Origin of the sequence: Acinetobacter sp. YH12135 (assembly GCF_013418565.1) — a bacterium.
GTDB classification, from domain to species: domain Bacteria; phylum Pseudomonadota; class Gammaproteobacteria; order Pseudomonadales; family Moraxellaceae; genus Acinetobacter; species Acinetobacter towneri.
The window spans coordinates 1-13,291 of record NZ_VPBU01000033.1; the positions used below are offsets into that span (position 1 = coordinate 1).

The window sequence follows — 13,291 nt, forward strand, 5'->3', positions numbered from 1 at the left end:
TGTCTTTTATACGTAATTTAAGGGTTTTCATGTACTTATATTAACAATCAAAACTCAAGGAAAATAGTCCTTAGTTAAATCAAACGACACTTTATGTCGTGTCGCTTATATCTCTGACCTGAAGGACAGAGTTTTACGCTCCATTTGATAAAAAAGCCATGATCAACATGGCTTTCAATGTTCCTAACGCAGGATGATAAACAGATTATAAATAATCGCCTTCACGCTCTGGCTGATACAAAATCTTCTCAATTTTGACTTTCATCATATGACCATCGGGCTGTGGCCATTCAATTTCCTGACCTTCAGCTAAACCTAAAATGGCAGTCCCGACAGGTGCAACCACATTCACCTGCCCTTTCTCACCTTTAAAGTCATGCGGATAAACCAAGGTAATTTCAGTCGGTTCTTTTGCAGGTGCAATGGTAATCAATGCGCGGGCATTCATGCTCACCACATTATTCGGTACATCTTGTGGCGCAACCACTTCAGCACGTGCCAATTCATCTTCTAGATGTTGCATCGTTGGCGTCAATTTAGGTTGATGCTCAAGCATCGTTTCCAAACGGTGCAAATCTTGTTCTGAAATAATAATCTTTGGTCTAATCATTTACTTTTATTCCTGTCATTCCGACAATACTGTCATCATCAGCTTGCCTACAATCATATTCAATACGCTTAAGTTATAACAGAAATTCAGCTTATTGAACGAAAAATCAATTTTTTACATCCATAAAAAAAGCCCCCTTGAGGGGCTTTTCTCAAGGCTGTGCTTATTTTGCGTAAACTGGGAATTTCGCGCAAACAGCTTCAACTTTTGCTTTTACAGTATTAATTACAGCTTCGTCACCTTTGCTGTCAAGAATGTCTGCAATCCAACCTGCAAGATCACGTACTTCTGCTTCACCAAAACCACGTGTAGTTACCGCTGGAGTACCGATACGGATACCAGAAGTTACAAATGGAGAACGTGGATCGTTCGGTACAGAGTTTTTGTTTACAGTAATGTGCGCAGCACCTAACCATGCATCTGCATCTTTACCTGTAATATCTTGCTTGATTAAAGAAAGCAAGAACAAGTGGTTTTTCGTACCACCAGATACTACATCATAACCACGTTCAATAAGAACTTCAGCCATCGCTTGCGCATTTTTAACAACTTGTTGTTGATACGCTTTGTATTCAGGCGCCATTGCTTCTTTAAAACAAATTGCTTTTGCTGCAACTGCGTGTACCAATGGACCACCTTGGTTACCAGGGAACACAGCAGATTGTAATTTTTTCTCGATCTCTTCGTTTGCTTTCGCAAGAATTAGACCAGAACGTGGACCACGCAATGTTTTGTGTGTAGTAGTAGTCGTTACGTCAGCAATTTGCACAGGGTTCGGATATACACCAGCAGCCACTAGACCTGCTACGTGTGCCATATCTACAAATAAATAAGCACCAACTTTGTCTGCGATGTCGCGGAAACGCTGCCAATCTACAATTTGGCTATACGCAGAGAAACCCGCAACAATCATGCGTGGTTTGTGTTCAAGCGCTAAACGCTCAACTTCTTCGTAATCAATTTCGCCAGTTTCTGGGTTTAAACCATATTGGATAGCGTTATATGTTTTACCTGAGAAGCTTACTTTTGCACCATGAGTCAAGTGACCACCATGTGCCAAGCTCATACCTAACACAGTGTCGCCTGGGTTAAGTAAAGCTAAGTAAACTGCAGAGTTTGCTTGTGAACCAGCGTGTGGTTGAACGTTAGCATAATCTGCACCAAAGAGTTCTTTAGCACGGTCAATCGCCAATTGTTCAATAATATCTACGTATTCGCAACCGCCGTAGTAGCGTTTGCCTGGGTAGCCTTCTGCATATTTATTGGTAAGTTTTGAACCTTGAGCTTCCATTACTGCAGGTGAGCAGTAGTTTTCAGAAGCAATTAACTCAATATGAGCTTCTTGGCGCGCATCTTCATTGGTGATCGCTTGAGCTAATTCTGGATCAAATTCGGCAATAGAAATATTGGCAAACATTAGCGAGGTCCTATTAATTTAGGGCTTTTAAGCCGTGCTAAGATTGGCGCGTATTGTAGCATAAAGTTTGTGAACTGAGAGAATGAACTTTGCTCAGTTTTACATAAAAATAGCTCATGTTTCAGATAAAACATGAGCTATTTTAGGTCAAATCAATCTTTATCGTAATTCAACAACTTATTGAATAGGCATTAGTGATTGAACATCTTTGACAATCTCATCCATATTATCCACATACACCGAACCATGATCCCATTTTTGCTCTACAGGTAAATCCTGATCAGTGACGTAATGAATTTTAGTTCCCATCCCTTGAGCTGACTGAACCAAGTAATCCGTGACTTGTTTCGGTACAGTTGGGTCAGCCGTTCCTTGATAAATAAATATAGGCGTACTGATTTTCACTTTTAATGGCTGTGAACCATTGGTTAAGAAATCTTTAACTTCAGGGATGGTCGTCATGAAATTCGGTTGAGTACGTGGATAACCATCCAATTTTCCATAAGTCTGTGCGTGCTCTCGCATTGGCTGAAGCATACTCCCACCTAATGCCTCATAACAGATTGACTCTGCCTGAGCAGCAAGTTGATCTGTTGGTGACACAAATATTTCAGAATATTTCAAGGTTGGAGCAGTATTTCTTAGCCCCGCAGCAATTAGAGCAGTAAACGTATCTAATGGTACAAGTGTCTGTACTTTCTTTATTACATCTGGCTCCTGAGCTGCTTTTTGTTCACCACCCGCCAATACCAACGCTAAATTTGATGCAGGTGCGATAGCTATGGCACCCTTATAATTTAACTGCGCACGCGATGCATACTGCGCTGCACCTAAAGCCGCATGTCCACCCTGTGAATGTCCAACTACACTCCAGCGCGTTTCTGCAGTATTACCCAAAAGCTTGCTTGCAGCGACAACAGCATCTGTAATCGAATAAGCTGCACTTTTTAAATTCAAGAATGGATGTAATTCTTTACCACTCGGTTCGCCTAAACCTTCGTAGTCGGGTGCAACAACGGCATAACCTGCTGCCAATAGTTTAGCAATGAAGTACTCATTTCCATTTAAACCTTGACGACTTGGTGCACACGCATCTGCCACGCCTGTTGTGCCATGTGCCCAAACTACAAGTGGCCATCCGCCCGTAGGTTTAACTGTTTGAGGGGTAAAAACAAGTGCAGTTGCTTGAGTTTCCCGTCCATTTACACCTAACATTTTATATGTCATCAATGTTTTAGATGAACTCACTGCATTTAAAAGATTATTCGCATTTTCACCCTGATCCCGATAAAGCTCTGTTTTCACGACTGAGGCACTAAAATTATATTTCGGAATACCATCCTCAACAACCACAACACTCGTATCGTCATGATCATCATTACAGGCGGTTAAAAACAAACTGCTGCTGGCCAAAGCCACGCTTAACCATATTTTTTTCATTTGCTTACCCTTGTCTTCATATTCTTATTAATTGCATCCTTCGCAATCTTTATTTGTACGCTTTTTTATCGTATCAGGCAAGATTTCAACAATTAATATGCAAGTGTATTTTATTTAAAATTAAACACTTACGGTAAAAATCAGTAAATTGATCACATATACAAGTGCCTATTAAATTTCAATTCAATTTGTCATACGCAGCGGCTAATGTTAGATTGCATTTTTATTGAATGACGCAAGCGAATCAGGACATGCAGGCAATTATTCTCGACACTGAAACCCATACTTTAAATGGACAACCCATTGAGATTGCCTACGCCCCCATTCAAATTCAAGATGGCAAAATCAGTCTAGATAAAAGTCAAATTTTCGATCAGTTATATCAAGTCGATGAGCCAATTTCATTCGCAGCGATGGCGGTACATCATATTTTAGAATCAGATTTAATTGATCAACCGCATTACAGTAGTTTCGAATTACCTGCCGAAACCACCTATATTATTGGGCATAATATTGATTACGATATTCGCGCTTTAGAAAAATGTGGTGTGGATACTTCTAAAATTAAAGCCATTTGCACTTTAGCACTTGCACGTCGTGTATGGCCGAATGCTGAAGCACACAATATTTCAGCTTTAATTTATATGATTACCAAAGGCAGCGAAAAAGCGCGTGATATGATTAAAAAAGCGCATCGTGCCGATATGGATATTATTTTAACGGCCAATATTTTGATGCACGAAGTTCATCAATTACAAATTCAAAGTATTGAAGAACTCTACACTGCCTCAGAAGAAGCACGTATTCCACAAATTATCAATTTTGGTAAACATCGTGGTACGGCAATTGCTGACCTTCCTGCCGATTATGTGCAATGGTTATTAAGACAAGAAGATTTAGATCCTTACTTACGCAAGGCGCTCGAAAATACCAGTATTTTGACTTTATAAATGTTTCAAGTGAATCTTATTGCATTTACCTATCATAAATTATTCATATTATTGTAATTTTCAAAGTCTATGCTTTGCCTTAATTTATTGGGGAAATAAATTAAGGCTCATGTTTAATTATCAAAAAACTCAACTCGGTCTAGATGCATTACAACAGCGCACACGTGATTTAAATGCACGTCAACGTCGTTTATTGGTACTGATTGGTACTGAAGATTTTGATTTACTCGGAGATCAGTTCAAGCAACGTCTTGCACCACCTGAATTGATTGAACAGCTATTAGATATGCACCTGATTGCCCCTGCTGCGCTTGAGCAAGACACTTTGCAACACCAAGAGCAAACGGCTGAGATTTTGCTGCAACAAGCGCCAGAGGCATCATCTACCACTTTACACACAGAAATTCATAGCCAACTTGCAAGCAGCACCCCGCAAGCGTATGCTGAAAGTTTGGCAGAACCAATCCACACCCAACATCTTCAAGTAAATTCAGTTCCTGCATATTTAGAAGCACGTGTTGCAGCTGCCATCAATACAGAACAGCCCGCTGAACAACCTGAACCCCAAGCAGAAATACAGCCTGAAATTACCGCTTTGAGTTTTGAAGATGTAAAATTTCTCATGATGGATACTTTGCAGCGTCATTGTGGATTAATGGCAAAACAACTGATTCAGCGAATTTTACAAGCTCAGGATATTCGCAGCTTAAAACTCTGCCAAATGCAATGGATTACCTCTTTGCAAGAAACTCGTTTACCACCGAAAGCACTCAATCAGATTTTGCAGCAAATCAATCACTCCCTACAAAAGCTTAATCCGACTTAAAGCTTAGATTTTTTTACTTAGTTTTAAGTCTTTTTAACAATTAAAACCATGCTCAGGGATATATGGATTAATTTATTTTTATTACTTTTCAACACTTTAAAAACACATATAAATCCACATCTAAACCTTAGATTCATTATCCCTATAAAAGCTAAGACTTTAGCGGCATAGCCCCGACTCATAAAAATCAGCGATATAGTATTTTCCAGAATTGTTGAGGCACAGGGTCATGATGAATCATGCATTTTTTTTAGCGTTTGATGCTTATGACAATCCAATGCAACTCAGTAAAGTTGGCAATTGGGTGATTACCTTTTTAAGCCCAAAAGATCAGGAAAGCCAAATACAGTTAGCGATTACCAATGTGTTGCCGCGTCAAATTTCAGCACATTTACAACCGCGACGCATAGTGATTCAACAAAGTACAGATGCCCAGCTCTGGCAAATCTTGCAAATTGAATGTTTTGATAGTCAAACCAATCAAGAGTTGAGTTTTCAACCCGATGATGACATTGGGCAAGCGGTCATTCAAAAAATTATTCAAGAGTTTGATAAATACGATGTAAATATCCAACTTGTAGAAGATCAGACGGTTTAAAGCGATATGTTTTACACTTAATGAGCACTTTATTTACGTGTGCTTTAAAAATCCTGCGCACAAAAAAGCTCATCGAAATGAGCTTTTCTAAAAATAAAGTAGTCTCACAAATATTTACTCCAACACACGGAAAATACTATCAGACTCGCGGCTTTCAAACAAAAGTTCGATGCTTGGTAAAATCACTTCACCTTCCACAATAATGTGTTCAATTTTGTGAAATAGTGCCAAACCCGCTGCCAATGAAGTTTCTGGGATATTACGTAGCAATGCTTTTGCTTCGTAAATATGGCTAAACTGGTCTTTAACTTTAATATCGATGATTTGCGTCATTGTTGTTCCCTTTTTCTTGACGGAAATTTTTTATACCATAGCTTATAAATTTTTTAAAAAAGTGAGTTGTTAGATTGTTTGACAATGTAGTATTTTTTTAAACTAAATTTAAATTATCTAATAAATTCAAACACATATTTTTTAAAATTTTATTTACAACTTACAAAACCACAGTAAATTTGCTTGTTTTTCATTCTAGCACAGAAAAAACTCGCATTGCTGCGAGTTTTTTTATGTTGGAAGGCTAGTGCTGATTTTATTGTTTGAACAAGAGTTACAAACTCAACGAGCTGTCATTGATCCGTCCAACTGCATCGTAGCGTCTATTACATTGAATGACCTACTGTAGTTTTAATATAGTGAAACTTATTTTTTGCTGCAATAGCCCACTACATTTCAACACATTCACACAGCAAAATTTCAATTGATTTAATTTTCAGTTACGGCATAATTTTATGCGGTTAAAAGCTCCAGCTTTGCGATTAGCTTCTGCATAACTTGGCGATACTTTCAAATAATAAGAAGTCGACGATTATTCAATTAACTCAATTTCATAATCAACATCTTGCAGCATATCTTTATTGTATAGCTTTACCATTGCTGTTGCTTCAGCATAATCGTAGAACAAACCTTCTGCGACGGCTTTACTGCGAAATTCCGTGGTACCAATTTCATTATCATGCGGAACAAAATATAAGTTTTCTGGAATGAGTTTAACGATATAGCCCACGAAGCTGCCCTCAGATTTTTCAGTTTTAAAATATGTGAGTTTTATATGCTGAAAAACGTGATCAGGCTATGGCAAATAAGATCGAATGTTTATCTTAATTTTTTATATACTTTTCAACTATTTTTTATATTACAGTTCAATGCTTATATACTAATTTGGTGCGCTCAGCGCGCACAAACATAATGCGAAAATATGCCATAATATGGTTATAAGACAATGATAAATAATTATTTTTTGTAAAAACATAGCAACATATAGTTGTAGCATCATCCGTATAGTTGCAATTTTTAAGTACACAAATGAGTATACAGACAGGTTGTTAATGTATGTATAAATGCTATGGCAAAAACTGTTGCTCCTCTATCGGAATCTAAATGCTCATCATCAAAACCACGTGATTTAGATTACTCACTTTTTGATGGGAATGGATTGATTCTGTATATCCGAAAAAGCGGTACCAAAGTTTGGCGCTACAAGTATAAAAAGGCTAATGGAAAAGTAGGCAACATCACGCTCGGACAATACCCTGCACTTTCATTAAAAAATGCCAGAGAAAAACGCCGTGAGTTTGAATCATTAATTGCTTCCAATGTAGATCCCATCGAACATTTAAATAACCAGCGCTCCCATAGAGGAAAGGCTGTGACATTTGAAAGTATTGCCCGTGAATGGCACAGAGAATATAAAACTACAGGTAGATGGAGTGAAGATACAGCAGAAAGAGTTCTTCTAAACTTAAACCAGTACGTTTTCAGTCAAATAGGAAATATGACATTTGACGAAATTAGGCCTAGAGATTTAATCCAAGTAATCCGCTCCATTGAAGAAAAAGGATTTACGGGAGTCGTTAAAAAGACGCGCCAACGTCTTATTAGTATTTATGCATATGCTATTTCGCGTAGTGTCACTGAAACGAATACGGCGTACTTTCTGAAAGACGTTTTTGTTAAGACCAAAAAGCCTAAACATCATCCACAACTGCCTCTTGAAAAATTACCAGAGTTATTACAACGCTTGGAAGCAGATAACGGCCATCCTGTCACTAAATTATGTATGCTTTTTGCCCTTCATACATTTACCAGATCGAGTGAACTCCGATTTGCAAGATGGGATGAATTTGATTTAGAAAAAGGTATTTGGAGAATACCTGCAGAAAGAGATCCAGTGCCAGGTGAAAGATTTTCTCAGCGTGGTGCAAAAATGAGAGAAATGCACCTTATCCCCCTTTCAAAACAGGCTTTAAATATTCTCGGGGAATTAAAAACGTATAGCGGTATGTCACCAAATATTTTCCCTAAAAGTAGAAATTTGAATGGATTTATTAGCGAATCAACTATCAATAATACTCTACGCAGATTAGGCTATGACACGCAGAAGGATGTATGTGGTCATGGCTTTCGAGGAATGGCTTGTTCAGCATTGGTGCAAAGTACTCTGTTCCAAAAGGAGGCTGTTGAAAAGCAAATGAGCCATCAAGAGCGTGATCAAGTAAGGCTTGCTTATACTCACCAGGCAGAATATCTAGATGAACGTAAAGCTATGATCAATTGGTGGAGTGATTATCTAGATGCAAATAGCTTAGATCACATATCACCATATGACTTTACAAAGCAATTACTAGGTGAGGAAATTATTCAATTCAAATATGCAAAGTTAGCAAAATAGCTAATTGCAAACAGTTTGCTAAGCCTAGGTTGATCCCCGAACATCAGAGACCCAATCTGACTGGCTTAGCTCCTATATTGGGGCGCCGTGGGAGGCAAGAATGCAAGAGAAGTTAAAATCAAAATGGAATACTAAGTTACTTCCATTATTAGTAGAACAAGATGAGGTTTCACTTTACGATATTGTAAAACTAGCATCGACAGAATATATTTCAGCGATTAAATATTTAGCCGATTTTTTAGATTACTTTATATGCCAACCAGGTAATTCATTAAATGTAAAGCAGAACAATCTTGTTTTAAAGTTTATTCAAACTCTTATAAATCCTTATAATTTTAAAGAGAATAGCTCACAACAACTCAGAGCTTTTTCTAATTTCAATATCAAAAATAATCTAACTCCTGAAGGCTATATAGCCCTACATGAAGTTTATTGGACTAAAGAAAATCTAAATAGGCTTTTTATTGAACAGGATTTATCAATACACCAGTTTGAAAGTTGCTTCATATTTGGAAAGAATCCTACAGTTACCCAATATACCCCAACTTATTTTTTCCAAGATCAATTTTCTTATTTTGAGGCTGCCTGTCTGATGGTGAGATGCTTAGATGTAATTGAAGCAAAAAACCTATATGAAAAAGATCCAGATTGCTTTTATAGCCAAAACCCGCAATTTAGAGGTTGCTTTAATTTGCTTAAAAATGCCAAAGAAGCGTCTTTATTGCCGCCAGATAGCATTCCAACAAAAGTGCTAAAAGAATATCTTGAACCTAAATTTCATATCCCTGGGTATACTGATCGTGAGATAATTGAATCACAAACATCTTACACTTGCTCACCTATACATCCATCAATTAATCCAACACACCCTCATTTTGCACCCGAACTTGCACTAGCAATTAAGGTTTGGGAGAAGAAATATTTAGAGAACTATTCAACAAAATATGAAGACCACTCACCAGCAATTAAGCAAATTTTAGAAGATATGGGATATACAAACAATCGCCTCATTCAAAGAATTACTGTAATAACAAATAATAAAAAATTAGAAATTTCATAATTTTAAAAGACATGTCATCTCAGGTGTCACCTGAGGTGGCAGTAAATATTTTAATATTGTCACTTGTATGACACCAGACTTCATTTGCTTAGATACAACCATATTCATCTAAATATGGTTATGTTTATGCTTCAAGCAACTCCTATTCGAATTCAATTCAGTACTGCGTGCAAGCTACTGGATGTGACCCGTGAATCACTTCGTCACACTATTCGCAGAGACCCCTCCTTCCCGCGGCCAATCAAGCAAGGTACATCAAAACAAGCTCCTGTTTTTTTTGATTATCAAGAGCTTGTTGAGTGGCATAACAGTAAGAAAGAAGCTGCTGCAGCCCAACTGGAGGCATGATTATGAATGTTTCGTATGCCTCAACAGTGCTTACCCAATCATCTTCTCAAATTAATATTGATGGCAATGTTATTAATCAGGATCAGCACAGTCGCTATTGCCTGAATGACTTACATAAGGCGAGCGGTGGAGAAGAAAAGCATGCTCCTTATCGTTTTATCCGAAATGAGCAAACCCAAGAGTTAATTCGAGAAATTGACCAGTCACCAAATTTGGTGAGTGCTTGCGAAGTGATAAATGGTGGAAACGGTCGTGGTACATACGTTGTCAAAGAATTAGTCTATGCATATGCCATGTGGATCAGCCCAGCTTTTCATCTTAAAGTGATTCGTACCTTTGATACTTTGACGGCGCAGCCAGGACTGCCAGATCTTAATAATCCAGCACAATTGCGAGACCTCTTGCTGGGCTATGCTGAACAAAATCTACAGCTAACGTCAGATAACCAAGTGCTGAGCAAGGCAATTGAAACTATTACGCATACTGAACACGGTGTGAAGTTCCAGCAAGCATGCAAGATCCTGAATATCAAACAGCAGACATTGGCGGAATGGTTGAGAAAGCATAATTGGGATCGGTATCTAAACAATGCCAGGGCCTCAACTTATTACAGTGAAAATCGCGGCTACTGTGAAACTAAGTATTCACTCAAAGAAGGTGTAAAGCCTTCAGGTCAATCATACAGTTACACACAGACTGAGTTCTTCATATTGCCAAAAGGTATGCAGATCCTAGCTAAAAGGTTTGGGGAGCGGCCATGAATTTTCAAAATATTTTCTGTTTAAGGCTTCTCAAATTAAAAATGATCGGCTATATTGAACGTGTTCGGTGCAAAATCACTGAATCAGCTTTGGTCGGCTGCAAAAGTAACATAGGCGCACAGTCCGCTCTTCGGGCTTTTTTTGTGCGTAAAATCTCTATGCATCCGCATGTTATGGCGGAGCTGGAGAGGGACATCTTCGGATGTGCAGGTTCCCTATGTTACCTGTCGACCAACCCTTTTCAGCTTCGTCTCCAAAATCATTTGGTCGTGATTGACGAAGCTCCAAAACACATAGGAGCGCATTCATCATGAACGCTAAAGTACAAATTCAATTTCCAGAACAATCAATTCCTTTTTACAGTGTCGCTGATATTATCAGTGCCTATTCACTTGCATCTGAAGCTGCCACACAACTTCGAACTTTGGCTAACCAGATCAACAAAGCAACGGCTTTCGTTAAAGCATTTGTACAAGAAAATGATAAAGCCGACTCCTCTGCTTTTGCTGAACTAGAAAATCTAATAACAATTTCCCAGCAGCTTGCTAACAGTCAAGCAGACACTTGCATGCGTGAACTTAACAGACATACGCATAAGCCTGATGATCAGTACGGTGCTGGGGATCTGTTCGATGCTTACTCTCTTGCTCATGAAAATACATCATGGCTTGAGACCATGTTTTATCAAATTAAAGATGAAGTCGAAGTAGTCAAAGAAACTATCAAGCAAGGTACTCATGGCGCCATCTTTGGGACTCTTGAGCACTTAATTCATATTGCTGCGTATTGGGCAGGGAGTCATAGCAACACTTTCGATGTTGAACGCGAAAAGTATGAAGCGGAATGGGAGGCTACTAAAAATGGATAAGCCTTCTATCTCACCAGAGCAAACTCAAGTACAGCCAGAGCCTGTTGTCGATCAGATAGCAATGCCCCCATCAGCTGCATATATTGAATCAGTGCGTATTACTCCAGAGCGTCTCTGGAATACTGTGTTGAAAAATTATAAGCAGCAAGGAGGGCCTAGTGAGCATTGATGCAACACGCTGGGCTTGGACTGTTCCAGTGAACAATTCATCACAACGCCTCGTTCTGCTTTCACTAGCAGATCGAGCTGGTGAAGAACATACTGCTTGGCCAAGCATAGAAAGATTGGCAAAAGATACAGTGCTGGACAAAAAAACTGTTCAAAAAGTCATTCTAGAACTGATCGACCTTGGCTTGGTTCAAGATACGGGAGAACGTACTGGGCCGACCAAGCGAGTCAGAATACTTAAACTCAACGGCGTGAAAGGGCGTGAGGACCATACCCAAAATTTAGATGATGCCAATACACCCAAAAACGGGAACATTAAACAATCCCAAAAACGGAATGATTCCAAAAATGGGAATGATCCCGAAAATGGTGCTTTGAATAACCCCAAAAACGGGATGTTGAACGATCCCAAAAACGGGGTACAGAATCCATCAGGGAATCTACCAATGAATCTCTCTCAAGAGCATGACTGGATTCCTGATGTAGATCAGTTGATAACAAAGATAAAGATGGCAGGTCATGGCAACAATATAGACCTAATCTTTGGCCTACCTAGCTTTGAATTTGAGCTGAGTGCATTCAACTCTTATTTTGATAATAGCGGACTATCTGACAGTAAAAAACTCCATAAGTTCACGGCTTGGATCGTAGACAAGTTCGATCGCTACAAAAAGCAGAATCCTGAATATGGCATTCAGTCTCTGACCGGACAGCAAGCTAATACGGCTCAACCATTTCTTAATTTACCGACTAAGCCTAAGAGCCTATTAGGAGGTCCTCAATGAATACGTCTATTCATAATCTACAAATTGAACAAGCTGTGCTTTCAGCACTGATGACAGTTTCAAACTCGTATAGCCAAGTTGAAAATCTACTGACCGAAGAAGATTTCCACGCTACACGCCACAAACTAATTTTTCAGGCCATAGTAGATCTTGATTCTAAAAATTCACCATATGACGCCGTATTGGTTAACCAGTGGTTAGAAATGCGTAACTATTCTGAAGCTGCTGGTGGTGAGCAATACATCATGCAAATTTTAGGTGATACCCCTTCCAGCTTTTATAACCTGGTGTCTTATGCTGAGAAATTGAAGGATCTGACGACTTGTCGCCAAGTTGAAGCTGAAGCCTTCAAGATCATTCAACAAGCAAGGCAACTAACAGTAAGCCGCGGCGAACTGGTCCAAAATGCTCAAGCTGCTTTTGCTGATCTTAATACTGAATCAGCAAGTGAATCTCTATTTCATATTCATGATGCGGCATCTAATACATTTCATGAAATCAGCAGAAAGATGGAAGCAGCAATTGCTGGAACAACTCTAATCAACGGCATTCAGACTGGTATCTATGACCTAGACAAAAAGTTGGGCGATGTCGAACCTGGATGTCTAATGGTGGTGGCTGCACGGCCCGCGATGGGTAAAACTACGATGCTCCAGCTCATCGCAAACAATGTAGCAGTCATACAGAAAAAGCCTGCCCTCATCATGTCTGGCGAAATGCCTAAAGAGCAGA

The 13,291-nt window shown here is 38.9% G+C and carries 17 protein-coding genes; 12 read left to right on the forward strand and 5 right to left on the reverse strand.

What is annotated here, in order from left to right; translation table 11 throughout:
- Positions 1–205 precede the first annotated feature (205 nt).
- The 3 genes from rnk to FTU70_RS13560 form a co-directional block, all read right to left on the reverse strand.
- On the reverse strand, positions 206–610 hold the full coding sequence (gene rnk, locus FTU70_RS13550; protein WP_004972920.1) for a nucleoside diphosphate kinase regulator: 405 nt from the start codon (positions 608–610) through the stop codon (positions 206–208).
- A 163-nt stretch (positions 611–773) separates the two neighbouring features.
- Complete coding sequence (glyA, locus tag FTU70_RS13555; protein ID WP_019836649.1) at positions 774–2,027, reverse strand: serine hydroxymethyltransferase; 1,254 nt, start codon at positions 2,025–2,027, stop codon at positions 774–776.
- 177 nt (positions 2,028–2,204) lie between these two features.
- The gene (locus FTU70_RS13560; protein WP_180060744.1) at positions 2,205–3,467 is read right to left on the reverse strand and encodes an alpha/beta fold hydrolase; all 1,263 of its coding nucleotides are present in this window, start codon (positions 3,465–3,467) and stop codon (positions 2,205–2,207) included.
- Positions 3,468–3,718: 251 nt separating this feature from the next.
- Between FTU70_RS13560 and FTU70_RS13565 the strand changes: the two genes are divergently transcribed.
- The 3 genes from FTU70_RS13565 to FTU70_RS13575 all read left to right on the forward strand — a co-directional run bounded on the left by FTU70_RS13565 (position 3,719) and on the right by FTU70_RS13575 (position 5,841).
- On the forward strand, positions 3,719–4,417 hold the full coding sequence (locus tag FTU70_RS13565; protein ID WP_026438378.1) for an exonuclease domain-containing protein: 699 nt from the start codon (positions 3,719–3,721) through the stop codon (positions 4,415–4,417).
- A gap of 109 nt (positions 4,418–4,526) precedes the next feature.
- Positions 4,527–5,243, forward strand: a complete 717-nt coding sequence (locus FTU70_RS13570) for a hypothetical protein (RefSeq protein WP_180060745.1) — start codon at positions 4,527–4,529, stop codon at positions 5,241–5,243.
- 229 nt (positions 5,244–5,472) lie between these two features.
- Positions 5,473–5,841 (forward strand): hypothetical protein, encoded by a 369-nt coding sequence (locus tag FTU70_RS13575; protein ID WP_371971679.1) that lies wholly within the window; start codon positions 5,473–5,475, stop codon positions 5,839–5,841.
- Between the two features lie 114 nt (positions 5,842–5,955).
- Here FTU70_RS13575 and FTU70_RS13580 read toward each other — a convergent pair whose 3' ends face one another.
- Together FTU70_RS13580 and FTU70_RS13585 are read right to left on the reverse strand one after the other, a co-directional pair.
- Positions 5,956–6,174, reverse strand: a complete 219-nt coding sequence (locus FTU70_RS13580) for a hypothetical protein (protein ID WP_004972907.1) — start codon at positions 6,172–6,174, stop codon at positions 5,956–5,958.
- A 532-nt stretch (positions 6,175–6,706) separates the two neighbouring features.
- The gene (locus tag FTU70_RS13585) at positions 6,707–6,904 is read right to left on the reverse strand and encodes a hypothetical protein (RefSeq protein WP_004972905.1); all 198 of its coding nucleotides are present in this window, start codon (positions 6,902–6,904) and stop codon (positions 6,707–6,709) included.
- Between the two features lie 339 nt (positions 6,905–7,243).
- On the opposite strand from FTU70_RS13585, the gene FTU70_RS13590 reads away from it, so the two are divergent.
- The 9 genes from FTU70_RS13590 to FTU70_RS13635 form a co-directional block, all read left to right on the forward strand.
- On the forward strand, positions 7,244–8,569 hold the full coding sequence (locus FTU70_RS13590) for an integrase arm-type DNA-binding domain-containing protein (RefSeq protein WP_180060746.1): 1,326 nt from the start codon (positions 7,244–7,246) through the stop codon (positions 8,567–8,569).
- Between the two features lie 100 nt (positions 8,570–8,669).
- Positions 8,670–9,629: a hypothetical protein gene (locus FTU70_RS13595; protein ID WP_180060747.1), complete on the forward strand. Its 960-nt coding sequence runs from the start codon at positions 8,670–8,672 to the stop codon at positions 9,627–9,629.
- Positions 9,630–9,755: 126 nt separating this feature from the next.
- Entirely contained in the window at positions 9,756–9,977 is a 222-nt protein-coding gene (locus FTU70_RS13600; RefSeq protein WP_171493213.1) for a transcriptional regulator, read from the forward strand.
- 2 nt (positions 9,978–9,979) lie between these two features.
- A complete protein-coding gene (locus FTU70_RS14380; RefSeq protein WP_257222602.1) occupies positions 9,980–10,738 on the forward strand; it encodes a KilA-N domain-containing protein in 759 nt (252 codons plus the stop codon).
- Positions 10,735–11,052: a hypothetical protein gene (locus FTU70_RS13615; RefSeq protein ID WP_180060748.1), complete on the forward strand. Its 318-nt coding sequence runs from the start codon at positions 10,735–10,737 to the stop codon at positions 11,050–11,052. The genes FTU70_RS14380 and FTU70_RS13615 overlap by 4 nt, the downstream gene beginning before the upstream one ends.
- Positions 11,049–11,606, forward strand: a complete 558-nt coding sequence (locus FTU70_RS13620; RefSeq protein WP_180060749.1) for a hypothetical protein — start codon at positions 11,049–11,051, stop codon at positions 11,604–11,606. Before FTU70_RS13615 ends, FTU70_RS13620 begins: the two co-directional genes overlap by 4 nt.
- Positions 11,599–11,775, forward strand: coding sequence for a hypothetical protein (locus tag FTU70_RS13625; RefSeq protein ID WP_180060750.1), 177 nt, complete (start codon positions 11,599–11,601; stop codon positions 11,773–11,775). The genes FTU70_RS13620 and FTU70_RS13625 overlap by 8 nt, the downstream gene beginning before the upstream one ends.
- The gene (locus FTU70_RS13630) at positions 11,765–12,559 is read left to right on the forward strand and encodes a helix-turn-helix domain-containing protein (RefSeq protein WP_180060751.1); all 795 of its coding nucleotides are present in this window, start codon (positions 11,765–11,767) and stop codon (positions 12,557–12,559) included. The genes FTU70_RS13625 and FTU70_RS13630 overlap by 11 nt, the downstream gene beginning before the upstream one ends.
- On the forward strand, positions 12,556–13,291 hold a 736-nt coding region (locus FTU70_RS13635), incomplete at its 3' end, for a DnaB-like helicase N-terminal domain-containing protein (protein WP_306669915.1). The genes FTU70_RS13630 and FTU70_RS13635, both read left to right, overlap by 4 nt.

Coding starts and splice junctions, on each gene's coding strand:
- rnk (WP_004972920.1), bottom strand. CDS start 610: ATGATTAGACCAAAGATTATTATTTCAGAACAAGATTTGCACCGTTTG.
- glyA (WP_019836649.1), bottom strand. CDS start 2,027: ATGTTTGCCAATATTTCTATTGCCGAATTTGATCCAGAATTAGCTCAA.
- FTU70_RS13560 (WP_180060744.1), bottom strand. CDS start 3,467: ATGAAAAAAATATGGTTAAGCGTGGCTTTGGCCAGCAGCAGTTTGTTT.
- FTU70_RS13565 (WP_026438378.1), top strand. CDS start 3,719: ATGCAGGCAATTATTCTCGACACTGAAACCCATACTTTAAATGGACAA.
- FTU70_RS13570 (WP_180060745.1), top strand. CDS start 4,527: ATGTTTAATTATCAAAAAACTCAACTCGGTCTAGATGCATTACAACAG.
- FTU70_RS13575 (WP_371971679.1), top strand. CDS start 5,473: ATGATGAATCATGCATTTTTTTTAGCGTTTGATGCTTATGACAATCCA.
- FTU70_RS13580 (WP_004972907.1), bottom strand. CDS start 6,174: ATGACGCAAATCATCGATATTAAAGTTAAAGACCAGTTTAGCCATATT.
- FTU70_RS13590 (WP_180060746.1), top strand. CDS start 7,244: ATGGCAAAAACTGTTGCTCCTCTATCGGAATCTAAATGCTCATCATCA.
- FTU70_RS13595 (WP_180060747.1), top strand. CDS start 8,670: ATGCAAGAGAAGTTAAAATCAAAATGGAATACTAAGTTACTTCCATTA.
- FTU70_RS13600 (WP_171493213.1), top strand. CDS start 9,756: ATGCTTCAAGCAACTCCTATTCGAATTCAATTCAGTACTGCGTGCAAG.
- FTU70_RS14380 (WP_257222602.1), top strand. CDS start 9,980: ATGAATGTTTCGTATGCCTCAACAGTGCTTACCCAATCATCTTCTCAA.
- FTU70_RS13615 (WP_180060748.1), top strand. CDS start 10,735: ATGAATTTTCAAAATATTTTCTGTTTAAGGCTTCTCAAATTAAAAATG.
- FTU70_RS13620 (WP_180060749.1), top strand. CDS start 11,049: ATGAACGCTAAAGTACAAATTCAATTTCCAGAACAATCAATTCCTTTT.
- FTU70_RS13625 (WP_180060750.1), top strand. CDS start 11,599: ATGGATAAGCCTTCTATCTCACCAGAGCAAACTCAAGTACAGCCAGAG.